Annotated in this window: 23 protein-coding genes; 17 read left to right on the top strand and 6 right to left on the bottom strand. The window is 64.3% G+C overall.

Going from position 1 to position 26,258, the window contains the following annotated elements; translation table 11 throughout:
* The first annotated feature begins 303 nt into the window (after nt 1–303).
* The 5 genes from JFY56_RS09895 to JFY56_RS09875 all read left to right on the top strand — a co-directional run bounded on the left by JFY56_RS09895 (nt 304) and on the right by JFY56_RS09875 (nt 5,406).
* Nucleotides 304–1,320: a phosphotransferase family protein gene (locus JFY56_RS09895; RefSeq protein ID WP_236032538.1), complete on the top strand. Its 1,017-nt coding sequence runs from the start codon at nt 304–306 to the stop codon at nt 1,318–1,320.
* Nucleotides 1,317–1,691: a DUF6285 domain-containing protein gene (locus JFY56_RS09890; protein WP_208313485.1), complete on the top strand. Its 375-nt coding sequence runs from the start codon at nt 1,317–1,319 to the stop codon at nt 1,689–1,691. The genes JFY56_RS09895 and JFY56_RS09890 overlap by 4 nt, the downstream gene beginning before the upstream one ends.
* Nucleotides 1,692–1,902: 211 nt before the next feature.
* Entirely contained in the window at nt 1,903–2,661 is a 759-nt protein-coding gene (locus tag JFY56_RS09885; RefSeq protein WP_208313484.1) for an SDR family NAD(P)-dependent oxidoreductase, read from the top strand.
* Nucleotides 2,662–2,811: 150 nt separating this feature from the next.
* Nucleotides 2,812–3,792, top strand: a complete 981-nt coding sequence (locus JFY56_RS09880; RefSeq protein ID WP_208313483.1) for a quinone oxidoreductase family protein — start codon at nt 2,812–2,814, stop codon at nt 3,790–3,792.
* Nucleotides 3,793–4,071: 279 nt separating this feature from the next.
* The gene (locus JFY56_RS09875) at nt 4,072–5,406 is read left to right on the top strand and encodes an MFS transporter (RefSeq protein ID WP_208313482.1); all 1,335 of its coding nucleotides are present in this window, start codon (nt 4,072–4,074) and stop codon (nt 5,404–5,406) included.
* 203 nt (nt 5,407–5,609) lie between these two features.
* On the opposite strand, the gene JFY56_RS09870 is transcribed toward JFY56_RS09875, so the two are convergent.
* Nucleotides 5,610–6,590, bottom strand: a complete 981-nt coding sequence (locus JFY56_RS09870; protein ID WP_208313748.1) for an AraC family transcriptional regulator — start codon at nt 6,588–6,590, stop codon at nt 5,610–5,612.
* Nucleotides 6,591–6,795: 205 nt separating this feature from the next.
* On the opposite strand from JFY56_RS09870, the gene JFY56_RS09865 reads away from it, so the two are divergent.
* The 9 genes from JFY56_RS09865 (at nt 6,796) to nudC (ending at nt 19,029) form a co-directional block, all read left to right on the top strand.
* A complete protein-coding gene (locus tag JFY56_RS09865; RefSeq protein WP_208313481.1) occupies nt 6,796–7,023 on the top strand; it encodes a hypothetical protein in 228 nt (75 codons plus the stop codon).
* A gap of 141 nt (nt 7,024–7,164) precedes the next feature.
* The gene (locus JFY56_RS09860) at nt 7,165–8,814 is read left to right on the top strand and encodes a fatty acid--CoA ligase (protein WP_208313480.1); all 1,650 of its coding nucleotides are present in this window, start codon (nt 7,165–7,167) and stop codon (nt 8,812–8,814) included.
* Nucleotides 8,815–9,019: 205 nt separating this feature from the next.
* Nucleotides 9,020–10,681 (top strand): PHA/PHB synthase family protein, encoded by a 1,662-nt coding sequence (locus tag JFY56_RS09855; protein ID WP_208313479.1) that lies wholly within the window; start codon nt 9,020–9,022, stop codon nt 10,679–10,681.
* Between the two features lie 249 nt (nt 10,682–10,930).
* On the top strand, nt 10,931–11,692 hold the full coding sequence (gene dnaQ / locus JFY56_RS09850; protein WP_408004394.1) for a DNA polymerase III subunit epsilon: 762 nt from the start codon (nt 10,931–10,933) through the stop codon (nt 11,690–11,692).
* Nucleotides 11,693–11,830: 138 nt separating this feature from the next.
* Nucleotides 11,831–14,086, top strand: coding sequence for an Orn/Lys/Arg family decarboxylase (locus tag JFY56_RS09845; protein ID WP_208313478.1), 2,256 nt, complete (start codon nt 11,831–11,833; stop codon nt 14,084–14,086).
* Between the two features lie 30 nt (nt 14,087–14,116).
* The gene (locus tag JFY56_RS09840) at nt 14,117–15,469 is read left to right on the top strand and encodes an amino acid permease (protein WP_208313477.1); all 1,353 of its coding nucleotides are present in this window, start codon (nt 14,117–14,119) and stop codon (nt 15,467–15,469) included.
* Between the two features lie 189 nt (nt 15,470–15,658).
* Nucleotides 15,659–16,471, top strand: coding sequence for a crotonase/enoyl-CoA hydratase family protein (locus JFY56_RS09835; RefSeq protein WP_208313476.1), 813 nt, complete (start codon nt 15,659–15,661; stop codon nt 16,469–16,471).
* Between the two features lie 39 nt (nt 16,472–16,510).
* Nucleotides 16,511–18,196: a ferrous iron transporter B gene (locus JFY56_RS09830; protein WP_208313475.1), complete on the top strand. Its 1,686-nt coding sequence runs from the start codon at nt 16,511–16,513 to the stop codon at nt 18,194–18,196.
* A complete protein-coding gene (gene nudC / locus JFY56_RS09825; protein WP_208313474.1) occupies nt 18,196–19,029 on the top strand; it encodes an NAD(+) diphosphatase in 834 nt (277 codons plus the stop codon). The genes JFY56_RS09830 and nudC overlap by 1 nt, the downstream gene beginning before the upstream one ends.
* Here nudC and JFY56_RS09820 read toward each other — a convergent pair.
* A complete protein-coding gene (locus tag JFY56_RS09820; RefSeq protein WP_208313473.1) occupies nt 18,997–19,776 on the bottom strand; it encodes a TSUP family transporter in 780 nt (259 codons plus the stop codon). The two genes, nudC and JFY56_RS09820, sit on opposite strands and share 33 nt — an antisense overlap.
* A 99-nt stretch (nt 19,777–19,875) precedes the next feature.
* On the opposite strand from JFY56_RS09820, the gene JFY56_RS09815 reads away from it, so the two are divergent.
* The gene (locus JFY56_RS09815) at nt 19,876–20,520 is read left to right on the top strand and encodes a hypothetical protein (RefSeq protein ID WP_208313472.1); all 645 of its coding nucleotides are present in this window, start codon (nt 19,876–19,878) and stop codon (nt 20,518–20,520) included.
* Nucleotides 20,521–20,635: 115 nt separating this feature from the next.
* Here the strand turns inward: JFY56_RS09815 and JFY56_RS09810 are convergent, their stop codons facing one another.
* The 4 genes from JFY56_RS09810 to JFY56_RS09795 all read right to left on the bottom strand — a co-directional run bounded on the left by JFY56_RS09810 (nt 20,636) and on the right by JFY56_RS09795 (nt 23,941).
* A complete protein-coding gene (locus tag JFY56_RS09810; RefSeq protein WP_208313471.1) occupies nt 20,636–21,403 on the bottom strand; it encodes an SDR family oxidoreductase in 768 nt (255 codons plus the stop codon).
* A gap of 25 nt (nt 21,404–21,428) precedes the next feature.
* Nucleotides 21,429–22,496 carry a phosphotransferase family protein gene (locus tag JFY56_RS09805; RefSeq protein WP_208313470.1) on the bottom strand — a complete coding sequence of 356 codons (1,068 nt, stop codon included), beginning with the start codon at nt 22,494–22,496 and terminating at the stop codon, nt 21,429–21,431.
* Nucleotides 22,497–22,857: 361 nt separating this feature from the next.
* Complete coding sequence (locus tag JFY56_RS09800; RefSeq protein WP_208313469.1) at nt 22,858–23,172, bottom strand: SCP2 sterol-binding domain-containing protein; 315 nt, start codon at nt 23,170–23,172, stop codon at nt 22,858–22,860.
* A gap of 58 nt (nt 23,173–23,230) precedes the next feature.
* Nucleotides 23,231–23,941, bottom strand: coding sequence for a histidine phosphatase family protein (locus JFY56_RS09795; protein ID WP_208313468.1), 711 nt, complete (start codon nt 23,939–23,941; stop codon nt 23,231–23,233).
* A 205-nt stretch (nt 23,942–24,146) separates the two neighbouring features.
* Here JFY56_RS09795 and sohB point away from each other — a divergent pair, with 205 nt between their 5' ends.
* A complete protein-coding gene (sohB, locus tag JFY56_RS09790) occupies nt 24,147–25,172 on the top strand; it encodes a protease SohB (RefSeq protein WP_208313467.1) in 1,026 nt (341 codons plus the stop codon).
* Nucleotides 25,173–25,212: 40 nt separating this feature from the next.
* Nucleotides 25,213–26,205 (top strand): YhdH/YhfP family quinone oxidoreductase, encoded by a 993-nt coding sequence (locus JFY56_RS09785; protein ID WP_208313466.1) that lies wholly within the window; start codon nt 25,213–25,215, stop codon nt 26,203–26,205.
* The last annotated feature ends 53 nt before the right edge of the window (nt 26,206–26,258 follow it).

The following is a 26,258-nucleotide window of genomic DNA, read 5'->3' as shown; positions in this document are numbered from 1 at the left end:
GGGTAGAGATAACACTCCATCGTTGCGACCGCGGAGGCCTGTCCCTGCGCTTCCCGTTGCAGGGATGAAACCGAATTTCCCTTCTGCATTTCTGCAATTTCAAGTGTGAATGAAGAGCCGCCGCAAAGCCTTGCACGAATAGCCTGCATGTTGCTCAACCTGTTGATTTTAAATAACTAATAAAACGACGTAGTGAGGCTGGCGCAACTCTTGCCTAGAGGCTGGTGGGAATGAGCCTGCGAGACCGAGTCGACCATGACAACAAGCAACAACAATTCGCTGCGTGAAAGCGCCCGAATCGAGATGGCACATGCGAATGACGCGCTGTCCGCCTACCTGACCGAGCAGCTGGATGGCCAACGCGTCGTCGTCGAGCGGATCGAACGCCTGTCCGGCGGAGCGATCCAGGAGAACTGGCTGCTGGAAGCCCGCGTGGATGACGGCCGCGCGCAGACGCGCCGACGCTGGGTATTGCGCACCGACTCCGCGTCCTCCGTTGAGGTGAGCATGAGCCGGGCGCACGAGTTCGCAGTGCTCAGCGCTGTCCACAAGGCCGGCGTGAAGGTGCCCGAACCGTTGTGGCTGTGCTGTGATCCGCAGGTGATTGGCAGGGACTTCTTCGTGATGGAAGCGCTGTCCGGTACCGCCAGTGGCTATCGCCTGACCACCGACCGCTCGTTGGAGAATCGACGCAGCGCGCTCTGTGCCCAGTTGGGCGCCAACCTTGCACGGCTGCATCGGGTCAGTCCGCCACAGCCCGGTCTGGAGTTCCTTGCCGAACCGGCAAGCGACCCGCTGCAGGCCAGCCTCGACCAATACCGGCGTTTCCTGGACACCCTGCCCGACAGCTATCCGGTGCTGGAGTGGGGGCTGCGCTGGTGCGAAGTGAACAAGCCCGAGGCATTGAGTCCCTGCCTGGTCCACCGCGACTACCGTACCGGCAACTACCTCGTCGAAGACGGAACGCTGACCGGGGTACTGGACTGGGAGTTCGCCGGTTGGGGGGACCCGCGCGAAGACCTTGGCTGGTTCTCCGCACGGTGCTGGCGCTTCGCTCGTCCCGACCTCGACGCCGGCGGCATCGGTCGCCTGGAGGATTTCCTCGAGGGCTATTGCAGCGTTTCCGGCCAGACCCTGACTGCCGATGAACTGGTCTTCTGGCAGGTTCTGGCCCATCTGCGCTGGGCGGTGATTGCGCTTCAGCAAGCCGAACGCCACCTGTCCGGCCAGCAGCGTTCCCTCGAACTGGCCCTGACCGGGCGCCTGGTTCCTGAACTGGAGATCGAGATCCTGGCCCTCACCACCGGAGATAAAGCATGAGTCAGTCCGATGCCCGCGATCTGCTCGCCACCGCCCGGGAACTGCTGCTCAAGCAGCTGTTGCCCGCACTGCCGGAGAGCCTGCACTACGAGACGCGCATGATTGCCAGCGCGATGGCCATGGCGCTGCGCGAGATGGAGCTGGCGCCAGCCATCGCCGAGGCCGAGAAAGAGCCCCTCGTCCGCCTGCCGCACCTGCATGACACGGACGGGTTGACCCTGGAGCAGATACGCGCCCAGGTCGCCCGCAACATCCGCCAGGGCTTGTACGACGAGCCCGGGCCGGCTCAGGAGCGGCTGCTCGATGCCTTGCGGGCGATCACCCGCGGGCAGCTACGGATCAGCAATCCCAAGGTAGTGGCCAACGACTGAGTGCTGTTGGCAGACGCTGCGCCGAGGTCGTCGCTGTCTCGTCCGCCACGGCCATGTGAGCTACTGCGATAACGAAGCGCATCGGATGATGCCTGGCGGCACCGCTCGCCTGAGCCACGCCTTTTCGACGTTTCCCACCGCGGCCACGGCCCGGAGCATTCGCTGCCGGGCCTGCATGGCCGCGCCCCAGTACTGCGATAGAGAGAACGGCATGAGTTTCGACAGTTACAAGGACCAGGTAGTGATGATCACCGGTGCCGCCAGTGGCTTTGGCGAATTGCTTGCACGGCGCCTCGCCGTGGTGGGCGCCAGGCTCGTGCTCGGCGACCGCAATGCGTCGGGCCTGGCGCAGTTGGCCGGGGAGCTGCGCGAGGGCGGCGCCAGCGTCGTCGCCCAGGCTTGCGACGTGACCCGTGAAGCCGAGGTAAAGGCGCTGGTCGAAGCGGCGGTCGGTACCTTCGCGCGACTGGATGTCGGCATCAACAATGCCGGCATTCTCACGCCGATGAAGAGTTTCATCGACACCGAAGAAGACGAGTTGGACCTCAGCTTCGCGGTCAACGCCAAGGGCGTGTTCTTCGGCATGAAGCACCAGATTCGGCAGATGCTCGCGCAAGGCGGCGGGGTCATCCTGAATGTCGCCTCGATGGCAGGTCTCGGGGGCGCGCCCAAGCTGGCGGCGTACGGCGCTGCCAAGCATGCGGTGGTGGGGCTGACGAAAACGGCGGCGATCGAGTACGCCCGCAAGCAGATCCGCATCAATGCGGTCTGTCCGTTCTACACCGCGACCCCGATGGTCACGGCAAGTGCTGTGGGCGAGAAGAGTGACTTCCTCGCCCAGGGTTCGCCGATGAAGCGTCTCGCCACACCCGACGAGATCGTCACGGTCATGCTGATGCTGTGCGCCCGGGAGAATAGCTACATGACCGGGCAAGCCGTTGCTGTCGACGGCGGGATATCGGCCTTTTGAGTCACCCCGTCGTGCCGGTCAGATCGGCGGTGGGTGTCATGAAATGGAAAGAAACCTTCGCCCGATGAGACGCGCAGGCCGGTCCAACGCCCTAAATTTCCCCTACGCCGTGATTGGACATTCAACAAGAACAAGTACTGGAGATCTGCTATGGCCAAAGTCGTACGCTTCCATGAAACCGGTGGGCCTGAAGTCCTGCGCTACGAGGATGCCGAGGTCGGCGATCCCGGTCCGGGTCAGGTCCGGATGCGCCACGTGGCGGTCGGACTCAACTACGCCGATACCTACTTCCGCAACGGCACCTATCCGGTCGACCTGCCCAATGGCATAGGCGTCGAGGCAGCCGGCGTGGTGGTGGCATTGGGCGAGGGCGTGGACAACGTCGCCGTCGGCGACCGCGTGACTTACACCGGCTTCATCAACACTCTCGGCGCCTACAGCACCGAGCGGCTGGTGCCGGCTGCACCGCTGATCAAGCTGCCGGAAACCATCGCCTTCGAGACCGCCGCGGCGATGACCATGCGCGGGCTGACCTCCGCCTACCTGATGCGTCGCATCCATGACTTCAAGGAAGGCGACAGCATCCTCCTGCACGCGGCCGCCGGCGGTGTCGGCCTGATCGTCTCGCAGTGGGCAAAACTGCTCGGCCTGAACGTGATCGGCACCGTTTCCACGGACGAAAAGGCGGAGATAGCGCGCGCCCACGGCTGCGACCACATCATCAACTACAGCCACGAAGACATCGCCAAGCGCGTGCGTGAAATCACCGATGGCGTCGGCGTCAACGTGGTCTTCGACAGCGTCGGCAAGAGCACCTTCATGGCTTCGCTGGACTCGCTCAAGCGTCGTGGCCTGCTGGTCTGCGTCGGCACTGCCTCCGGCCCGATCCCGGCCTTCGATCCGGTGCTGCTGGCAATGAAGGGTTCGCTGTTCGTCACCCGTCCGGCCCTGGCCGACTACATTGCCGACCCGGCCGAAAAGGCTGCGCTGGTCGGCGAGCTGTTCGACCACGTCGGCAGTGGCCGTATCCGCATCGACATCAACCAGCGCTACGCACTGGAGGATGCCGTCCAGGCCCACCGCGACCTGGAGTCGCGCAAGACCACCGGTTCTTCGATCTTCGTCATCTGAGGGGCCGGCCGGATACGTGGCCTTCGCCCGACAAGCGCCTGGCGCTGAGGGCCATGTACCCGGCAGTGCGTACGCGTCGCCCAGGAACCGGGCCGCAAGGTGGCAAACGGCAAGGAAGCAGGTGAGATCTATCGGATCGGCGTGCACTACAGGGATGTCGAAGAAACCCTGCGCAGAACCGGCACCGCGATCGAGGTGGGCAGGAGCTCCGGTTCCTGCGCTATCTGGTCAGGCTTGACCCACAACAACAATACATACTCCAGTCAAAAAGGAGGCAGCATGGCCGCCTACCATCACTCCGCCGCGGACGACGGCGAGGACACTTCAATCGGCATATCGCGTCGCTATGCCTGGATCGTCTTCGCGCTCACCTTTGGTCTCTTGATTTCCGATTACATGTCACGGCAGGTGCTCAATGCCGTGTTCCCCTTGCTCAAGGCCGAATGGACCCTCTCGGACAGCCAGCTCGGCCTGCTGAGCGGCATCGTCGCGATAATGGTCGGCCTCCTGACCTTCCCGCTTTCGCTGGTCGCCGACCGCTTCGGCCGGGTCAGGAGCCTGGCGTTGATGGCCGGGCTCTGGAGCCTGGCGACCCTCGGCTGCGCTCTGGCTGAAAACTACCAGCAGATGTTCCTCGCCCGATTCCTCGTCGGCGTCGGCGAAGCCGCCTATGGCAGTGTCGGCATTGCCGTGGTGGTCGCGGTGTTCCCGCGGGAAATGCGCGCCACCCTGGCAGGCTCCTTCATGGCGGGCGGCATGTTCGGGTCTGTGCTGGGCATCGCCCTGGGTGGCGTGCTGGCCCAGCACCTCGGCTGGCGCTGGGCGTTCGCCGGCATGGCACTGTTCGGGCTGCTGCTGGCCATCCTTTACCCGCTCATCGTCAAGGAGGCCCGCATCGCGCCCAGGCGCCAGGCCGATGAGGCCGGCAAGGCGGCACTCAAGTCCCGGCGCCCGCTGCGTACCCTGTATTCCAGCCGCTCGGTGATCGGCGCCTACGTCGGCAGTGGCCTGCAACTGTTCGTCGGCGGTACCGTGATCGTGTGGATACCGAGCTATCTGAATCGCTACTACGCCATGGGTACTGACAAAGCTGGCGCCGTAGCCTCCATCATCGTGCTGTGCAGTGGCGTAGGGATCATTCTCTGCGGCATGCTCTGCGACCGCCTGGGACGCAGTCGCCCGGACCGCAAGATCAGCCTTGCCATCGGCTACTGCCTGGGCAGTTGCCTGTTGCTGTCCCTGGCATTCTCCCTGCCGCCCGGAACTGCCCAATTGGTACTGATCTGCCTGGGCATGATGGTCGCGGCTGGCACCAATGGCCCTTCCAGCGCCATGGTCGCCAACCTGACCCACTATTCGGTGCACGGCACGGCCTTCGCTACCCTGACCCTGGCCAACAATCTGCTCGGCCTGGCCACCGGGCCGCTGATCACCGGCAAGGTTTCCGACCTGATCGGCCTGGACAAAGCGTTCCAGCTGGTGCCACTGATCAGCATCCTGGCGGCGGCCGTGTTCTTCTATGCCAGGGGCCACTATCACAACGACATGGCCCGGTTGAAGGACGAGAAAGCCGGAGAGACGCCGCGTAATGCCGCATTGGAGAGTCATGCGTGAACCTCCAGCCGTTGGCATTCAAACGCTAATGTGGTCAATCCGCTAAGCGTGGCCTTGCTGCTGGTGATTCCATGTGCCGCCATGATCACCAGCAGGCAGGGCGCTGACCTGGCTGGCAAGCGCCCGCAGCTGCTGCCGCTGTTCTAGTCCAGTACCCCAGAGCGGAACGTCGAGTGTCCGTGCTCCGGGTACAGCAATCGCCTTTACCTTTCCTTGCGCAGCACTATGCCGTGCTGCGCACGCCATGCCGCCGGTGGCGTGCCGAACTGGGCGATGAACCAGCGAGTGAAGGAACTGGGAATGGAGTAACCGAGCATGCCGGCGACGCGCCCCAGCGCGTAGCTGGGGTTCTCCAGGTAGCGGAAGACCATTTCACGGCGCACGCTGTTGAGCAGGTCGCTGAAAGTGGCGCCGCATTCCTCCAGGCGGCCTTGCAGGGTGCGCACACTCATCCCCTGGGTCTGGGCTACCTGCTCGATGGTGGCGCGTCCCATCGGCAGCAGCAGAAAGAGCGTCTTGCGCACTTTGAACACCAGCGAGAGCTCCCCCTCCGTGGGCAACGAGTCGAGATAGTGCCTTACGATGCGCGCCATGGCTTCGTTCGCCTGCGGATTGACTGCGTCCAGATCGGCGGCAGGGCAGACAATACCGTTGAACTCGACGTCGAATTCCAGCCTGCAGCCAAAAATGCGTCTGTGGATGTTCAGGCTTGCCGGGGCGGAGTGGGTGAAGTTCGCGCTGATCGGGCGCCACTGCGCGCCGAGCATGGCGGCGCAGAAGCGGTGCATGATGCCGATCGCCAGTTCGGTAGCCTGGCGACTGTACTCATGCGTGTCGGTGACAACCTCCTCGCGGATGACCACCGTATTGCCGGTCTCCTCGACGTGGATTGCCAATGCGTCGCTGAGCAGATGGCTGTACTGCACGATCACCTGCAGAGCGTCACGCAGGGTGCGCTGATGCCTGAGCAACAGGCTGACTTCGCCGAAGTCCGACAGTTGGCGTAGTTCGGCCATACGCAAGCCGAGGGTCTCGCAACCGCTGACTCGCGCGGATTCATTGAGCAGGGCGACGGCGGCTGTTACCGGGATGCGCTGGCCGGGGGCGTCGAAAATCGTGGAGCTGAGCCCCAACTGCGCCAACAGGCCGGGGGCATCCAGACCCAGGTGGCGAGCGACTTCCATGTAGTTGCTGAGAGTGGCTGCGGGGGCGAGGGCGAGGGGGGCCTTCGTATCGATTACCACGCGTTCTCCATTGGCGACATGCCGCACTGGTAGACGGCAATTTATAGCTTCTGCGTCTCGAAGCGGAAAGCCGTTTCCGCCTGCATCGTGGATGTCGGACTTCTCACCCACTGGGCCTACTGTGCACCATCTGCATGAGTAGCGATTGCCTCTGTCATCAAATGAAAAGCGCGTTACGCCGTATGTGAAGCGCTGGCGGGGGGCGGCATTTACCGTTGCTGTCGAAGCAGTCGGCCGCGCGGCCGATCTGCATTCCGACGGCAAGGGCGCCGACGTGGAAAAACTGCAAACCGCCGCTACCACCCCGATCGTTCCCGCCCCCAACGTCGCCGGATTCCCCTGCAGGGGCTGGCATCCGCTCGCCTCTGCATGACGAGTCCCGTCCACCCCGGCATTCCCCCCGGATGCCGGGGCGGGCGAAGGCTGGCTGCTGCCGGCCGATGATCCGGAAGCCGGCAACGGCCTCCCGTTTGTTGAACACAAGAATCGAAGAGTGAAGCCAGGAGCAATGATCATGGCGAAGACAAAAATAATTCCCCCGGCGCCAGGCGCCTACGACTACCCGCTGCTGATCAAGCGTTTGCTGCTGTCAGGTGTGCGCTACCAGCCCGACCAGGAAATCGTCTACTCCGACAAGCTGCGCTACAGCTACCGGACTCTCAACGAACGCATCCAGCGCCTGGCCAACGTGCTGACGGCAGCCGGCGTCAAGGCTGGCGATACCGTCGCTCTGCTGGACTGGGACAGCCACCGCTCCCTGGAGTGCTTCTTCGCCGTGCCGATGCTTGGCGCGGTGCTGCATACGGTGAATATCCGCCTGTCGCCGGAACAGGTCACCTACACCATGAACCATGCCGAGGACGACATCGTCCTGGTGCACGACGACTTCGTGCCGCTGATGGAGGAGATCCACGGCGATCTGACCTCCGTAAAGGGTTATGTCCAGCTCACCGAGGGCAGCGCCAGGCCGACGCAACTCCCTGTGCTGGGCGAGTACGAGGCGTTGCTGGCCGGGGCCGGAAACCACTTCGAATTCCCCGATTTCGACGAGAATTCGGTGGCGACGATGTTCTACACCACCGGCACGACCGGCAATCCGAAGGGCGTGTTTTTCACCCATCGCCAACTGGTGCTTCACACGCTGAATGAACTGGGCACCTTCGCGGCATATGAAGACCAGGCGCTGCTGCGCTCCAATGACGTGTACATGCCTATTACGCCAATGTTCCATGTGCATGCCTGGGGCGTGCCGTACGTGGCCACGGCGATGGGCGTCAAGCAGGTCTACCCCGGCCGCTACGAGCCGAACATGCTGGTCCGCCTGTATCGCGAGGAGCAGGTGACCTTCTCGCACTGCGTGCCGACCATCCTGCAGATGGTGCTGGACTGCGAGGAAGGCAAGGGCACCGACTTCACCGGCTGGAAGATGCTCCTGGGCGGCAGCGCGCTGACCATCGGCCTGGCCAGCCAGGCGACGAGGAAGGGCATGCGTGTGCACTGTGGCTATGGGATGTCCGAGACCTGTCCGCTGCTGTGCCTGACCTACCTGCGCGAGGACGATCTCGCCCTTTCGATGGAAGAGCAGCTACCCCTGCGGATCAAGACCGGTGTGCCAGTACCCATGGTCGATCTGCGCATCGTCGATGGTAACGGCACCGATGTGCCACACGATGGCGAATCGGTGGGTGAGATCGTCGTCCGTGCGCCCTGGCTGACCCAGGGTTACCTGAAGGAACCCGAGAAGGGCGCCGAGCTCTGGGACGGAGGCTGGCTGCATACCGGCGACATGGCTTCCATCGACAGGCGTGGAGTGGTGGAAATCAAGGACCGCATCAAGGACGTGATCAAGACCGGCGGCGAGTGGATCAGTTCGCTGGAGCTGGAGAACCTGATCAGCCAGCACGCGGGAGTTGCCTCTGTCGCCGTTATCGGCATTCCTGACGATCAGTGGGGGGAACGGCCCCTGGCGCTTGTGGTCTGTGCATCTGGCGAAAACCTCGACCAGGAGGCTATCGAGGCACACCTGCAGCAGTTCGTTGAGTGTGGGCGCATCAACAAGTGGGCAATCCCCCGACAGATCCAGTTCGTCGCCGAAATTCCCAAGACCAGCGTTGGCAAGATCAACAAGAAGCTGATCCGTGAAGCCGTGCTGGCTAAGCTTTGAATGGTGACCGCACGGATTGGTCGATAGGCGACCGAGGGAGTCATGTTGTCGACTTCCACTTGTTGGCTCCCTCACGTTCGCTCGCACGATCCCGCCCGGAGACCCTGGAACGAGAGCAAACCCTCATCAAAGCGGACCATGTGCCAACGACAGGCCTGCTCTACGGTCTTCAAGGCCCAGCTCGTCCCAAACAGGAACCCATGTCATGAACAAAAAAGGAACGTGCAATCCGGCCATTTTTGGCCCGCCGCGTAAAAGAGCCCAGGCCAAGGCAACCAGGAAGGAGTCGCTTTTCGCACGCCTGGCGCGTCTGGCAAAAAACAGCGCCGAGGTCGTCTCGGCCGGTGCCGAACTGACGACCCAACTGGCTTCGATCGGTCTTGGCACTTCACAGATTGAGCCCGAGAAATCCGATAGGCGTTTCAACCACCCGGCCTGGCGTGGGCATCCCGGTTACCGCCGTCTGGGCCAGAGCTATCTGGCCTGGTCACGCAGCGTCAATGGCCTGGCCGATCGACTGGAAATACCTGATTGGCGTGCCAGGGAACAACTGCGCTTTGCCCTCGATCTATGGACCAGTGCCGCCGCACCGACCAACAACTTGCTGGGTAATCCGGCGGCGTTGCAGAAAGCCTTCGAGTCGGGCGGAACCAGCCTGCTGCGAGGGACCAGGAACTGGCTCAACGACCTGCTGCACAATCGCGGCATGCCAACTCAGGTGGACTCCAGCCAATTCAAAGTCGGCGAGAATCTGGCGGTCACCCCCGGCTCGGTGGTGTATCGCAGCGAGGTGTTCGAGCTGATCGAGTATCGCCCGGTCACCCCGACGGTGCGTGAGCGTCCGGTCCTGCTGGTGCCGCCGATGATCGGCAAATACTACTTCCTCGACATGGCGCCGGGACGTAGCTTTATCGAATACGCGGTCAGCCGCGGCTTGCACTTCTTCACTATCAGCTGGCGCAACCCGAATCCCGAACAGGCCGCATGGAATCTCGACACCTATGCCGCCGCCGTGCTCGAAGCGCTGAAGGTGGTGCGGGAGATTGCCGATGGCGCCGAAGTGAATGCCCATGGTTTCTGTGCCGGTGGCCTCATTCTGAGCGCCGCATTGAACCACGGTGTGGCACAGGGTGAGTGCCCGGTGAATGCCGTGTCCTTTGGTGTGATGCTATTGGACTTCGATCATCCAATGTCTCTCGGCGCGTTTTCGCCGCCATCCTTGCTGAAGTTGGCTCGTCGGCGCTCTGCCAAATCCGGCGTGATGAGTTCGAGCGATATGGCCGCGGCTTTTGCCTGGCTGCGTCCCAACGACCTGGTGTGGAATTACTGGCACAACAATTACCTGATGGGTGAATCGCCACCCGCTATCGATGTGATGGCCTGGAATGCCGATGGCACTCGCCTGCCTGCGGCATTGCACAGTCAGTTCCTCGATATCTTCAGCGATAACTCCCTGGTCGACGGGCCATTGACGGTGCTCGGCTCACCCTTCCAGGCAGGCGCTATCCAATGCGACAGCTATTTCATGGCGGCACAGGGAGACCATTTGACGCCCTGGCAAGGCTGTTATCGCTCGGCCCAGCTATTTGGTGGGGAACGTAGTTTCGTGCTCAGCAACGCGGGGCATATTGCCAGCCTGGTCAATCCGCCGAGCAACCCCAAGGCACGCCACTTTACCGGCCCGGCTCCGACCCTGGACGCAGACGACTGGCTGGCACAGGCCAGTGAGCAATCCGGCACCTGGTGGAAACATTGGGCTGACTGGGTTACCGAGCGCGCCGGAGCAGAACGACCGGCACCGGAAATGGCTGGGCGCAAACGCCATGGTGAACTGGAGCCCGCTCCAGGCAGCTACATCCATGAGTGAGAAAGCGGGCTCACAGGCGGGTTGCACAAGAATTCGTACACCCTCGCTCGAGCGTGCCCCTCGAAAGCACTTGCTTCGAAGTTCCCGCTGAGCCCGATCTCTACCTCGTCCCCCGGACGATCTGCCCAAGGGCTGGAACAGCCTGCCGGCGGATCGTCCGAACATGGCATTTGCATCTGATCGTCGGTCGTTGCGAGGGTTTTCGCCCGGCATGTTAAGATTCGGCGCGCGTTTACAGGGGGAAAAACGATGACGGTTTACAAGCCATCTACTAACCGGATGGTAGTACTCGATACCGAAACCACCGGCATGCCGGTCACCGACGGTCACCGGATCATCGAGATCGGCTGCGTCGAGCTGGAAGGGCGCCGCCTCACCGGCCGGCATTTCCACGTCTACCTGCAGCCGGACCGCGAGGTGGACGAGGGCGCCATCGCGGTGCACGGCATCACCAACGAGTTCCTCAAGGACAAGCAGCGCTTCCGTGACGTCGCCGACGAATTCTTCGAGTTCATCAACGGCGCCCAGCTGATCATCCATAACGCCGCGTTCGACGTCGGCTTCATCAACAACGAATTCGCCCTGCTCGGCCAGCAGGAACGCGCCGAGGTTTACGACTACTGCGGCGTGCTCGACACCCTGCGGATGGCCCGTGAGCGCCATCCGGGGCAGCGCAACAACCTCGACGCGCTGTGCAAGCGCTACGGCGTAGACAACTCCGGCCGCGACCTGCACGGCGCACTGCTCGACGCCGAGATCCTCGCCGACGTCTACCTGGCGATGACCGGCGGGCAGACCAGCCTGTCGCTGGCCGGCAATGGTTCGGACGCCGACGGCAGCGGCCGCCCGCAGGCCAGCGCGATCCGCCGCCTGTCCGCCGATCGCGCGCAGACCCGGGTGATCCGTGCCAGCGAGGAAGAACTGGCCGCCCACCTCGTGCGTCTCGCCGTGATCGAAAAATCCGCCGGCGCCCCGGCCCTGTGGGCGCAGATGGAAGCACCGAAGGAATAATCGGTGTGCTGACCCCGTTGGGTTTCGCTGTTCGTAGGTTGGGCTTCGCTGCGCTCAGCGCCAACCTACGGACTTGATTCACGCACTTGCCCGCCGAGCTTCTACCCTGAAAGGAACGATGGAAGCGCGGTACCGGCAATGTACAAAGACCTCAAGTTCCCCATCCTCATCGTTCACCGCGACATCAAGGCCGATACGGTCGCCGGTGATCGGGTCCGCGGCATCGCCCGCGAGCTGGAGCAGGACGGCTTCAGCATCCTCTCCACCGCCAGCTCCGCCGAAGGCCGCATCGTCGCCTCCACCCATCACGGGCTGGCCTGCATCCTGGTCGCGGCCGAAGGGGCGGGGGAGAACCAGCGCCTGTTGCAGGACGTGGTCGAGCTGATCCGCGTAGCACGGGTGCGGGCGCCGCAGATGCCGATCTTCGCGCTTGGCGAGCAGATGACCATCGAGAACGCGCCGGCCGAGTCGGTGGAGGACCTGCACCAGTTGCGCGGCATCCTCTACCTGTTCGAGGACACCGTGCCGTTCCTCGCCCGCCAGGTCTCGCGGGCCGCGCGCACCTATCTGGAGGGCCTGCTGCCGCCGTTCTTCCGCGCGCTGGTCGAGCACACCGCGCAGTCCAACTACTCCTGGCACACGCCGGGGCACGGCGGTGGCGTCGCCTATCGCAAGAGCCCGGTGGGGCAGGCGTTCCACCAGTTCTTCGGGGAGAACACGCTGCGCTCGGACCTCTCCGTCTCGGTGCCGGAACTGGGCTCGCTGCTCGACCACACCGGTCCGCTGGCCGAGGCCGAGGCGCGCGCGGCGCGCAACTTCGGCGCGGACCATACCTTCTTCGTGATCAACGGCACCTCGACGGCGAACAAGATCGTCTGGCACTCGATGGTCTGCCGCGACGACCTGGTGCTGGTCGACCGCAACTGCCACAAGTCGGTGGTCCACGCGATTATCATGACCGGCGCCATCCCGCTCTACCTGTGCCCGGAACGCAACGAGCTGGGCATCATCGGGCCGATTCCGCTGTCCGAGTTCAGCCGCGAGTCGATTGCCGCGAAGATCGCCGCCAGCCCGCTGGCCCAGGGGCGCGAGCCGAGGGTCAGGCTGGCGGTGGTGACCAACTCCACCTACGACGGCCTCTGCTACAACGCCGAGATGATCAAGCAGGCGCTGGGCGACAGCGTCGAGGTGCTGCACTTCGACGAAGCCTGGTACGCCTATGCGGCGTTCCATGACTTCTATTCCGGGCGCTACGGCATGGGCACCAGCCGCAGCGCGTCCGGCCCGCTGGTGTTCGCCACCCATTCGACGCACAAGATGCTCGCCGCCTTCAGCCAGGCGTCGATGATCCACGTGCAGGAAAGCGGCGACCGGCGCATCGACCGCGCGCGCTTCAACGAGGCCTTCATGATGCACATCTCCACCTCGCCGCAGTACGGCATCATCGCCTCGCTGGACGTGGCCTCGGCGATGATGGAAGGGCAGGCGGGCAGTTCGCTGATCCAGGAAACCTTCGACGAGGCGCTGAGCTTCCGCCGTGCCCTGGCCAATGTGCAGCGCAACCTGATCGCCGGCGACTGGTGGTTCAGCGTCTGGCAGCCGCCGGGCGTGGAGGGCACCGACGAGGTGCGCACCCGCGACTGGATACTGGAGCCGAACGCCGACTGGCACGGTTTCGGCGACGCGGTGGAAGACTACGTGCTGCTCGACCCGATCAAGGTCACCCTGGCGACTCCCGGCCTTACCGCCGGCGGCAAGCTGGACGAGAAGGGCATTCCGGCGGCGGTGGTCAGCCGCTTCCTCTGGGAACGCGGGCTGGTGGTGGAGAAGACCGGGCTGTACTCCTTCCTGGTGCTGTTCTCCATGGGCGTGACCAAGGGCAAGTGGAGCACGCTGGTCACCGAACTGCTGGAATTCAAGCGCTTCTACGACCGCAATGCGCCGCTGGGCGAGGCGCTGGCCTGCGTGGCCCAGGCCAGTCCGGCGCGCTATGCCGGCATGGGCCTGCGCGACCTGTGCGACGAACTGCACGCCTGCTATCGCCAGCATGGCACCGCCAAGGCGATGAAAAAGATGTTCACCACGCTGCCGGAAGTCGCCATGCGCCCGGCCGATGCCTACGCGCAACTGGTGCGCGGCGAGGTGGAATCGGTGCCCATCGGCCAGCTCATGGGCCGCGTCGCCGCGGTGATGCTGGTGCCTTATCCGCCGGGCATCCCGCTGATCATGCCGGGCGAGCGCTTCACCGAGGCGACCCGCTCGATCCTCGACTATCTGGCCTTCGCCCAGAGCTTCGAATGCATGTTCCCCGGCTTCGATTCCGACGTTCACGGCCTGCAGGCACAGGACGGCGACGGTGGGCCCTGCTATACCGTTGAGTGCATTAGGGAATAATCACGCCAAGCCAGCAGCTAAGGGGAACAGATGACGGGGGAGAGCGCAGCCAAGAAGGGCAGCATGGGGTTCTGGAGCTGCACGGCCTTGGTGGTCGGCAACATGGTCGGTTCCGGCGTGTTCCTGCTGCCGTCCAGTCTGGCGGCCTTTGGCGGGTTGAGCCTGCTCGGCTGGCTGGTTTCCACCACCGGCGCAGTGCTGCTGGCCTTCACCTTCGCCCGCCTGGCGCGGCTGAATCCCGGTGCGGGCGGGCCGTACGCCTATACCCGCGACGGCTTCGGCGCCTTCGCCGGCTACCTGTGCGCCTGGACCTACTGGAAAGCGGCGTGGATCGGCAACGCGGCCATCGCGGTGACCCTGGTCGGCTATCTGCGGGTGTTCATCCCGGCGCTCGCCGATCCGATGCTGATGGTCGCCACGGCGATCGGCGCGATCTGGTTCTGTACCTTCGTCAACCTGCGCGGCATCGCCGCCTTCGCCGTGATGCAGAACTTCCTCACCGTGCTCAAGCTGGTGCCGCTGCTGCTGGTGGGGATTCTCGGCTGGTTCCATTTCAATCCCGAATACCTGCGTATTCCGGCTCCGGCGGAGCTGCCGGGCATGGGCTACGCCCAGGCCATCGCCACCACGGCAGCGCTGACCCTGTGGTCGTTCATCGGCCTGGAGTCGGCCACCGTGCCGGCCGACGACGTGCGCGACCCGAAACGCACCATTCCGCGCGCCACGCTGTTCGGCACCCTGGCGGCGGCGGCGGTGTACATCCTGTCGATCACCGCGGTGCAGGGCCTGATGGCGCCGGAAGTGCTGGCGCGTTCCACCTCGCCGTTCGCCGACGCGGCGCGCATCCTGCTCGGCGACTGGGGCTACTACTTCGTCGCCGCTGGCGCGGTGATCGCCTGCCTCGGCGCGCTCAACGGCTGGGTGCTGCTGCAGGGCCAGATCCCGGTGGCGCCGGCGCGCGACGGGCTGTTCCCCGAGTCCCTCGGCAAGCTGAACAAGAACGGCGCCCCGGCCAACGGCCTGTGGTCCTCCGGGCTGCTGGTCACCGCGCTGGTGATGATCGACGGCCATGGCGACCTGGTCGACGTGTTCAACGTGATCATCCTGCTCGGCACCATGACCGGCGTCGTGCCCTATGCCTTCTGCACCGCCGCGCTGCTGCAGCAACTGGCGGTCAAGCCGGACGATTTTTCGCCGCGCTCGCGCTCGCGCCTGGTGGCCATCGGCGTGCTGGGTTTCCTCTATTCCATCTGGGCGCTCTACGGCACCGGCCAGCAGGCGATCTTCTGGGGCTTCCTGGTGCTGATGGCGGGGATTCCGATGTACACCTGGCGGCAATGGCGCAATCGCCTGAACGGCGTGCCGGTGATCTCCGACGACTGATCCGTGGCCCGCATGTCAAGAGCCGGACGCCAGATTCGCTGGCTGGTGTCCGTTTTGCTGCCCTCGTCGCAATTCTCCCGGGGTTGTGTCACACCGCCCGACATCGACTTTTGTCCTTGCCTTGTTATAGTGGCGCGACCTTCATCACTATAAGAACTGCCGCCAATCGCGGTGCCGAGGATTGCTGTCGTGTCCGAATACAAAGCCTTTCGTGTCGAGCTTTCCGACAAGATCGCCCATGTGACGATCAACCGCCCCGATAAAGCCAATTCGATGAACGCGGATTTCTGGACGGAAATCATCGACATCTTCCGCTGGGCCGACGAAACCGACGAGGTCCGCGTGGTGGTTCTTTCCGGCGCCGGCAAGCATTTCTCCGCCGGTATCGACCTGATGTTGCTGGCCCAGGCCGGCAGCCGTCTCGGCAAGGACGTCGGCCGCAACGCCCGCGCGCTGCGCAAGGTCATTCTCGACATGCAGGCTTCCTTCAATGCCGTGGACCGCTGCAGCAAGCCGGTGCTCGCGGCGATCCAGGGCTACTGCCTGGGTGGCGGCATCGACCTGATCGCCGCCTGCGACATGCGCTATTCCACGGTGGACGCACAGTTCTCCATCAAGGAAGTCGACATGGGCATGGCCGCCGACGTCGGCACCCTGCAGCGCCTGCCGCGCATCATCGGCGACGGCATGATGCGCGAGCTGGCCTACACCGGGCGCATGGTCGATGGCGAGGAAGCGCGCCAGATCGGCCTGGTCAACCGTACCTATGCCGACCAGTCGGCGCTGCTGGATGGCGTGTTCGAGCTGGCGCGGCAGATCGCGTCGAAGTCGCCGATCGCCGTGCGCGGCAGCAAGGAGATGATTCGCTACGCACGCGACCACCGCGTCGAGGACGGCCTCGAATACATTGCGACCTGGAATGCCGCCATGCTGCAGTCGGTCGACCTGCAGGCGGCAATCGCTGCCCACATGGGCAAGACGCAGCCCGAGTTCGCCGATTGAAGCAGTTGCAGTCATGCGCACAGGAGGCGCACTAGGTCGATGGTTACAGGAGCAACCTCCCTCAATCTGGTACGCGATGAGCTGTTCGCCACCATGGAGCAGGCCGAGCAGAACCTCGAGCACTTCATTGCCGAACGGCAGAACGGCAGTCTGCTGCAGCACGCAGTGGAATGCCTGGCGCAGATCCGCGGCACGCTCAATCTGATCGAACTGATGGGCGCCGAGCTGCTGGCGCAGGAAGCCCTGCGCCTGGCCACCGACATTCCCGCCGACGCCGGCGAGGATCGTGACGGCCAGCTCGCCGCGCTGAGCAATGCGCTCTTCGTGCTGCGTCGCTACCTGGAAAATCTCGAGGTTCAGCAGCAGGAAATTCCCGAGCTGCTGCTGCCGGCGATCAACGAAGTGCGCCAGGCGGCGGGGCATCCGCCGCTGCCGGAAAGCTTCTTCTTCAGCGCCCGGCTCGACAAGCCGCGCCCGCCGGAAGCCTCGGCGCCCGCCGTGCAGGTGTCCGACCTCAACCATGAAATCCGCCGCCTGCGCCACATGTACCAGGTGGGGCTGCTCGGGCTGGTGCGCGAGCAGAATCTCTATCCCGGCATGAAGCTGATGGGCCGCGCCCTGGCGCGTGTTGATGCGCTGCTGGGCGGCACTGCGCGGACCCGCCTGTGCTGGATCGGCGCCGGTGCGCTGGAAGCGCTGGTGGATGCCCGCATGCTGCCGCGCAAGACGCGCAAGCAGCTGTTCGCCCGTATCGACCGCGAACTGCGGCAATTGCTGGCCAACGAGCGCTACGAGGCGCCGCGGCAATTGCTCAAGGAATTGCTCTACCTGACTGCGCTGGCCTGCAGCAACGGGCCGCGCGCCAGCCAGTTGCGCGAGATCTTCGACCTGGAGCGGATGCCGTTCACCGACCAGATGCTGGAGGAAGAATCGCAGCGCCTGTCCGGCCCGGGGCGGGCGGTGTTCCGCTCGTTGTCGGTGGCGATCCGCGAGGAGCTCACCGCGGTCAAGGATCAGCTCGACCTGATGGAGCGCGGGGCGCACCAGGCGGATGCCCTGGCGACCCTGCACGCGCAACTTGGCAAGCTCGGCAAGACCCTGGGCATGATCGGCCTGAAGAATCCGGAGCAGGTCCTGCAGGCCCAGCTCGCGCCGGTATCCTCGTGGGTCGCCAGGGGCGAGGTGGAATCGCCGGCGGCGCTCAACGCCCTGGCCGAGGCGCTGCTTTACGTGGAAAGCGTGATCGGCGGCCTCGAACGCGGCAGCGAACGCCTGTCCGCCCGCAACGAACCGCTGCCGTTGCAGCAGGCCGACTCCTTCGCCAGCCACCAGCTCGCCGAGGCGCGCATCGTGGTGATCGAGGAAGCGCGAGCCGGACTGGCGCTGGCCAAGCGGGCGATTTCCTCCTACCTGGAATCCGATGGCGACAAGCTCCATCTGGCCAACATCCCCGGCAGCCTGCATGCGGTGCGCGGCGGCCTTTGGTTCCTCAGCCAGGAACGCGCGGGCCTGCTGCTCGGCGCCTGCGCGGACTACATTCAACGACACATGATCGAGACGACCCAGATGCCATCCGAGCAGATGCTGGAAACCCTGGCCGACGCGCTGACCGGGCTGGAGTACTACCTGGAAGGCGGCGCCGTGCGCGGCATGGAAGGCCAGCCGGATGTGCTCGACGTCGCCAGTGACAGCGTCAAGGCGCTGGGTATGGAGGTGCCTGCCTGATGCGTACCGGTCGTTGGCAATCCGCACTGATCGACCCCGCCGTTTCCGGAGGCTGGGCGGTCGCCCACTGCCGGCAGCAGTTCCTCGGCGACAGCAATGGCGTGCTGTTCCCCCGCGACTGGCTGAAGCGCCAGGACTTGCCGCTGCTGTCCGAGCACGGCATCGGCCATTTCGATGGCGATCCGGTGTTCCTGCTGGAGATCGACCAGCCCTGTCCCATGGACGGCTGCAGCTGGATCAGTCTGCGCCAGTTCCTGATGGAGGCGGAAAGCGACATCTTCGCCATGCTCGGCTTCGCCACCCAGATCGGCACCTGGGCGCGGGAAAACCGTTTCTGCGGTGGTTGCGGCCAGCCCACGCAGCGCATGCCGCGTGACCGCGCGATGCTCTGCGAGAGCTGCGGCATCCAGCGCTATCCGCTGCTGTCGCCGAGCATGATCGTGCTGGTGACGCGCGGCGACGAACTGCTGCTGGCGCGCTCGCCACGCTTCGTGCCGGGCATGTACAGCACCCTGGCCGGCTTCGTCGAACCGGGCGAGTCGGTGGAGCATTGCGTGGCGCGCGAGGTGCGCGAGGAAGTCGGGCTGGAGATCGGCAACATCCGCTACATGGGCAGCCAGCCCTGGCCGTTCCCGCATTCGCTGATGCTGGGTTTCCACGCCGAATACGTCAGCGGCGAGATCGTGCCGCAGGCGGACGAGATCGAGGATGCCGCCTGGTTCAGCATGGACGCGTTGCCGCGCCTGCCGGCCGAGCGTTCCATCGCCCGCTATCTGATCGATCTGTTCCTGGCGCGCCGCTCAGGCCGCGCTGAACCAGTGCTGCCAGGCTAGGCGCGCAGTCAGCGCCAGCACCACGAGGATGAACACCGGGCGGATGAACTTCGCACCGCCGCCGATGGCGGTGCGCGCGCCAAGGTAGGCGCCGACCATCAGCGAGCCTCCCATGCACAGGCCCATCAGCCAGATCACCTTGCCCGAGGCGATGAACACCGCCAGCGAGACGATGTTGCTGACGAAATTCATGCTGCGCGCCACGCCGCTGGCGCGCACCAGGTCCAGCGGGTACATGAGCAGGGTGCTGACGGTCCAGAAGGCGCCCGTGCCCGGGCCGGCCACGCCATCGTAGAAGCCCAGCGACAGCCCCTGCGGCCACTGGCGGCGCTGCGCCACGTCGGGATTGGCGTCCAGCGGCGCTTCCGGCGTCTTGCCCAGCAGCAGGTAGACGCCACAGGCGAACACCACGACCGGGAGCATCCTGTTCAGCCATTCCGCCGGCATCAGGTGCACGCTCCAGGCACCGACCGCCGCGCCGATGGCGGTGGCGACCAGCGCATTGCGCCACTTCTGCGGGTCGAACAGCTTGCGCCGGTAGAAGGTGAAGCTGGCGGTCGCCGAACCGAAGGTAGCGCTCAGCTTGTTGGTGCCGAGCGCCAGGTGCGGCGGCACGCCGGCGGTGAGCAGGGCAGGGATGGTCAACAGCCCGCCGCCACCGGCGATGGCATCGATGAAACCGGCGAGGAAGGCGACGGCGGCGAGAATGGCGAGCGTGACGGGATCGACGGCGAGTTCGAAGGGCATGAAAGGCAGGTCCTGCATCCGGGCTGCGACGGTCTGGCTGGCCGTACTTCAGCGGGGTGCGCATAATGCCGACAATTCTAGATGGAAGGAACTGACTCCATGCAGTACGACGGTCTCGCCTGGGCATTTGTGCTGATTGCCGTCCTGGCAGTGCTGGTCGCCGCGCGCATCCTGTTCGACCGTCACTGGTTCCTCGGCTGGCTGCGCGGTTGTGCGGGGCTGGCCTTCATTGCCGTGGCAGTGCTGCTGGCGCTGGTCGCCCGCGACCTGCTCAGCTATTCGCCGCTGTCGGAAGAGCGCCCCATAGTGACACTGAGTTTCCACCGGGAAGGGCCGCAGCAGTTCAAGGTGAAGCTGCTGGAGGGCAACGACGAGCGAACGGTCGATCTGGCCGGCGATCTCTGGCAACTGGATGCGCGGATCATGCAGTGGAAGGGACTGGGATCGCTGATCGGGCTGGCGCCGGGCTATCGCCTGCAGGCGCTGAGTGGGCGCTTCCTGGCGATCGAGCAGCAGTACCGGGCACGCCGGGTGCCGCTGGCCGACGGCAAGTATCGTGTGGACCTGTGGCGCTGGCTGCGCGACGGCCGCCACGACCTGCTGCTGTTCGAACCGAAGGCCGGACGGGTGACCTTCCTGCCGATGGCCGACGACGCGGTATTCGCCGTGCGCTACGGGCCTGCCGGACTATCCGCCGAACCGCTCAACCAGGCCGCCACTCAAGCCCTGAAAGACTGGAACTGAACGGTAGGGCGGGTGAAACCCGCCAGCTCAGGCGTATGTGGCGGGTTTCACCCGCCCTACCTCTGGAACTGAAAAAGGGAGCCATGCGGCTCCCTTTTTCATTGTCCCGCTGCAATCAGGCGAGGAAGCCGCCGTCCACGTTCAGCGAGACGCCGGTGGTGTAGCTGGAGGCATCGCTGGCGAGGTAGAGCACCGCGCCGGCCATTTCGCTCGGATCGGCCACGCGCTTCAGCGGGATGTGCTGCATCGCCTCGTTGCGGATCGCGTCGTTGCTCACCAGGGCCGAGGCGAACTTGGTGTCGGTCAGGCCCGGCAGCAGGGCGTTGCAGCGGATGCCGAACTGCGCGCACTCCTTGGCGAACACCTTGGTCATGCTGATCACCGCGGCCTTGGTCACCGAGTAGATGCCCTGGAAGTCGCCGGGGGTGACGCCGTTGATCGAGGCGACGTTGATGATGCTGCCGCCGCCGTTTTCCTTCATCAGCTTGCCGCCTTCGATGGACATGAAGTAGTAGCCGCGGATGTTCACGTCCACGGTCTTCTGGAAGGCCGTCAGGTCGGTATCCAGCACGTGGGCGAACTGCGGGTTGGTGGCGGCGTTGTTGACCAGGATGTCGAGGCGGCCGAACTGCTCGCGGATCTGCGCGAAGACGCTCTGGATCTGCTCCATCTCGCCGATGTGACAGGCGATGGCGGTGGCCTTGCCGCCGTCGGCGATGATCGCGTCGGCTACCGCCTGGCAGCCGTCGATCTTGCGGCTCGATACGATCACATGGGCGCCTTGCTGGGCCAGCAGCTTGGCGATGGCTTCGCCAATGCCGCGGCTGGCGCCGGAAACGAAGGCGATCTTGCCGTCGAGGTCGAACAGATGGGTCTTGGACATGAGATTCCCCTTGTTTTGATCCGGGTTACAGCTGGGATTTGGCGATGACTTGCTGGCTCATCTGCTCCAGCAGCTTGTTCATGTGGATGAACCTGGCGAAGCGCTGATCCTTGGTCTGGCCGTGGAAGAAGCGGTAGTAGATCTGCTGGACGATGCCCGCCAGGCGAAACAGGCCGAAGCAGTAGTAGTAGTCGAAGTTGTCGATGCGGATGCCGGCGCGCTCGGCGTAGTAATCGACGAACTCGCGGCGGGTCAGCATGCCCGGCAGGTGGCTGGGCTGCATGCGCATGCCGTGCACCGGCTGCGGGTCGTTAGCCTCGATCCAGTAGGCGAGGGTGTTGCCCAGGTCCATCAGCGGGTCGCCGATGGTGGTCATCTCCCAGTCCAGCACGCCGATGATTTCCATCGGGTTGTTCGCGTCGAGGATGACGTTGTCGAAGCGGTAGTCGTTATGCACGATGCCCGGTCTGGGATGGTCGGCCGGCATCTTCTCGCGCAGCCAGGCGATCACGTTTTCCCAGCTCGGCGCATCGGGAGTCAGGGCCTTCCGGTAGCGGTCGATCCAGCCGTTCACCTGGCGCTCGACATAACCTTCCGGCTTGCCCAGGTCGGCGAGGCCGCAGGCGTTGTAGTCGACGTTGTGCAGGTCGACCAGCTTGTCGATGAAGCTCTTGCACAGGGAGTGCGCCTGCGCTTCGTCGAGCTGCAGGCCCTCCGGCAGTTCGGAGCGCAGGATGATGCCGTTGACCCGCTCCATCACATAGAACTCGGCGCCGATGACCGACTCGTCGGTGCAGTGCACGTACGCCTTCGGGCAGTACGGGAAGCCGGCATTGAGGCGGTTGAGGATGCGGAACTCGCGGCCCATGTCGTGGGCCGACTTGGCCTTGTGGCCGAACGGCGGGCGGCGCAGGACCAGCTCGTGGCTGTCGTACTGCAGCAGATAGGTCAGGTTCGAGGCGCCGCCGGGGAACTGGCTGATCCGCGGTGTGCCCTGCAGGCCGGGGATGTGCTCCTTGAGATAGGCATCGATAACGGCGGCGTCGAGTTCTTCGCCTTCGCGGCTGCGGATGGTCTGGTCGGTAAGCGACATGCTGGGCCCTTTTGTTATCTGTCAGGCTTCTGGCGGCACGCCCGCCAGGCTGGAAAGCACCACCCGCCGCATCAGTAATGGCAATGATGGCGGCAGGTGATAATTGACTAATCTAATGTCCGTGCCATGCCCTCACAAGCGCGGCGGGCCTTTATTGGCGAGCGTGTTGCAGCCCGATCAAACAGCCTGATTCACTTCCCGCACAATGCTGCGGACGGGAGAAGTTCACCGCGGAAACCGGGTAGGGCGGGTGCAACCCGCCAGTCCGGAAGAGTCATGGCGGGTTGCACCCGCCCTACGGACATAAAAAAACCGGAGCTGGGGACTCCGGTTTTTCTGGCATGGCTCGGCGACTACCGAATCACACCGGGAACAGTTCGCTCAGCTTGAGCGCCAGCATCATGTCGCCTTCGGCGCGCAGCTTGCCGGCCATGAAGGCCTGCATGCCATCGGTCTCGCCGCTGGTGATGCCTTTCAGGGTCTCGGTGTCCATGATCAGGGTGACGTTGGGGTTCTCCGCGTCGCCTTGCTGGACTTCGCAGGTACCGTCCTTGACCACCAGGTAGTGGTTGTCGCCGTCTTCGATGTTGAACTGGAACACCAGGTCCAGGCCGGAGGCCGCGCTGGCGTTGAACTTGCTTTGCATGGTGGAGACGATGTCAGCAACGGAGGTCATGTTCTTTTCCTTTTTCAGGTTTATAGGTGCGATCCGTGACGTCGCAACAGGCCGGTAGTCATCGATAGGTGATGAGCTCCGGCGCCTTCAACAGTTCCAGATGTACGTGACTGTTGAAGGAAGCCAGGGACACTTCGCTGCCACGGAACTTGAGGCGGCTAAGCGAAGTATTGACGATCTGCCAGTTGAGTTCGAACGCCTTCAGCGGCGGAATCCCGGTGACCAGCTGGAGCATGGCGGTGATGGTGCCGCCCGAGGTGAACACGCCGATCCGCTGCCTGCCGCTGGCCTCCTGCAGCAGACGCTGGAGGCCGCCATGCACGCCTTCGACGAAGTGCTGCCAACTGACCAGTCCGTCCTTCTCGTGCTCGCCGGAGGTCCAGCGGGCGATCACCAGGGAGAACAGGCGCTGGAACTCGGCGCGGTTTTCCGCGGCGTGGCGCATTACATGCAGGGCATTCGGCTCGTCGTGGAGCAGGTCGGGCAGGTGCGCGCGGATCACCGCGTCGGCGTCGAACTCGTTGAAGGCCGGGTCGATTTCCAGTGTCGGCATGCCGAAGTCGGCATTGCCCATGCCGGCGAGTGCAAGCTGTGCGGTGTGCTGCTGGCGTTCCAGATCGCCGCTGAGGCAGCGGTCGAAATGCACGCCCAGGCTGGCCAGGTGATTGCCAAGGACTTCAGCCTGCTGGATGCCGGTCGGCGACAGCTTGTCGTAGTTGCTGGCGCCGAACGAGGCCTGGCCATGTCGAATCAGATAGATAGTGCCCACTCGCGAATCTCGGCCGGATTGAAAGTTTCGCGAGGTTATGAGGATCACCTGGGGCTGTCAACGGAAATTCATACGTTTGTTTGAATTGCTGTTTCCATCCGATTCGGCGGGGGGAGGGCGCTGGTCGCTGCGGGGTGGCGTGGTTATGCTTGCTGGATGGAATCGCCCGGTAGACGGGCGCGGGACAGTTGCACGAGGAGGAAGTGTGGAGTTTCTAGCCGATTACGCAAGTTTCCTGGCCAAGACGTTCACCGTGCTGGTGGCGGTGGTCGTGGTGCTGGTGGTTGTCGCGGCCTTGCGGGATCGCGGGCGGCGCTCCGGCGGCGGTCATCTCGACGTACGCAAGCTGAATGACTTCTACAAGGAGCTGCGCGAGCGGCTGCAGCACAGTGTGCTGGAGAAGGACAAGCTGAAGGCCCTGCACAAGGCCGAGGCGAAGGAAGCCAAGCGGGCGAAGAAGGAAGGTATACAGAAGCCACGGGTCTACGTGCTGGACTTCGATGGTGACATCAAGGCGTCCGCCACCGATCACCTGCGCCACGAGGTGACTGCGCTGCTGAGCATGGCGACCGCCGAGGACGAAGTGGTGCTGCGCCTGGAAAGCGGCGGCGGCATGGTGCATGGCTACGGCCTGGCCGCCTCGCAGCTGGCGCGCATCCGCGACGCCGGGGTGCCGCTGACGGTCTGCGTGGACAAGGTCGCGGCCAGCGGCGGCTACATGATGGCCTGCATCGGCCAGAAGATCCTTTCCGCGCCGTTCGCCATCCTCGGCTCCATCGGTGTGGTCGCCCAGTTGCCCAACCTGCACCGGCTGCTGAAGAAGCACGATATCGATTTCGAGGTGCTCACCGCCGGCGAATACAAGCGTACGCTGACCGTCTTCGGCGAGAACACCGAGAAGGGCAGGGAGAAGTTTCAGGAGGACCTGGAAACCACCCATGAACTGTTCAAGGGCTTCGTCGCCCGCTATCGCCCGCAGCTCTCCATCGACGAGATCGCCACTGGCGAGATCTGGCTCGGCCAGGCCGCGCTGGGCAAGCAACTGGTGGACGAGCTCCAGACCAGCGACGAATACCTGGCTACGCGCGCCCGCGTGGCGGATATCTACCAGTTGAGTTTCGTGCGCAAGAAAACCATGCAGGAACGCCTCGGCGTGAGCGTCAGCGCCGTGATCGACCGGGTCCTGGTGACCTGGTGGGAGCGCCTGGGGCGAAGCCGCTTCTGGCAATGAATCCGCGTGCCGACCGAATAACGACAAAGAGGAAGTGGAAATGGGTGCATTCAAGGCACTGTGGGTGACCGAAGGCGAGAACGGCGCATTCGCCCAGCAGGTAGTCGAGCGGCAGATCGCCGATCTGCCGGCAGGCGAAGTGCTGGTGCGGGTGAAGTATTCCTCGCTGAACTACAAGGACGCGCTGTCCGCCAGCGGTAACCGTGGCGTTACCCGCAAGTATCCGCACACGCCGGGGATCGATGCCGCGGGTGTGGTGGAGGAATCGTCGGTAGCGCAGTTCGCCGCCGGCGACGAGGTGATCGTCACCGGTTACGACCTCGGCATGAACACGCCGGGCGGTTTCGGCCAGTACATCCGCGTGCCGGCGGCCTGGCTGATCAAGCGCCCGCAGGGTCTCAGCCAGCGCGAGTCGATGATGCTCGGCACCGCCGGCCTGACCGCCGCACTGTGCGTCGACAAGCTGGAACGCGCCGGAGTGACGCCGGCTTCCGGGCCGGTTCTGGTTACCGGTGCCACGGGTGGCGTGGGCAGCATCGCAGTAATGCTGCTGGCGAAGCTCGGCTACACGGTGGTCGCTTCCACTGGCAAGCCGGAACAGGCGGAGTTTCTCAAGCAGCTTGGCGCACAGGAGATCGTCGACCGTGCTGCGCTGGCTGAAGGCGGGGAACGGCTGCTGCTCAAGGAACAATGGGCCGGCGCGGTCGATACCGTCGGCGGCGACATCCTCTTCAACGTGGTGAAGTCGCTGCAATACGGCGGCAGCGTCGCCGCCTGCGGCCTGACCGCCGGGGCCTCGTTCAAGGCGACGGTTATGCCGTTCATTCTGCGCGGCGTGAACCTGCTCGGCGTCGACTCCGTGGAGCTGCCGCTGGCGGTGAAAATCGCCATGTGGGAGAAGCTGGCCGGCGCGTGGAAGCTGGATGGTCTGGAAACGCTGGTGCGGGAAGTGGGTATCGATGCACTGCCGGCGGAGATCAGGAAAATTCTCGCGGGTGGGCAGACGGGGCGGGTATTGGTCAGCCTTGGTTGAATAGCGGTCGCGGGCATGGCCCGCTCCTACGGTCGGCTGGGGCAATGTCCTGT

Origin of the sequence: Pseudomonas schmalbachii (genome assembly GCF_017589465.1) — a bacterium.
Lineage (GTDB): Bacteria > Pseudomonadota > Gammaproteobacteria > Pseudomonadales > Pseudomonadaceae > Pseudomonas > Pseudomonas schmalbachii.
The sequence above is the reverse complement of the archived record's forward strand: the minus strand, read 5'-3'. Positions and strand labels throughout refer to the sequence as shown.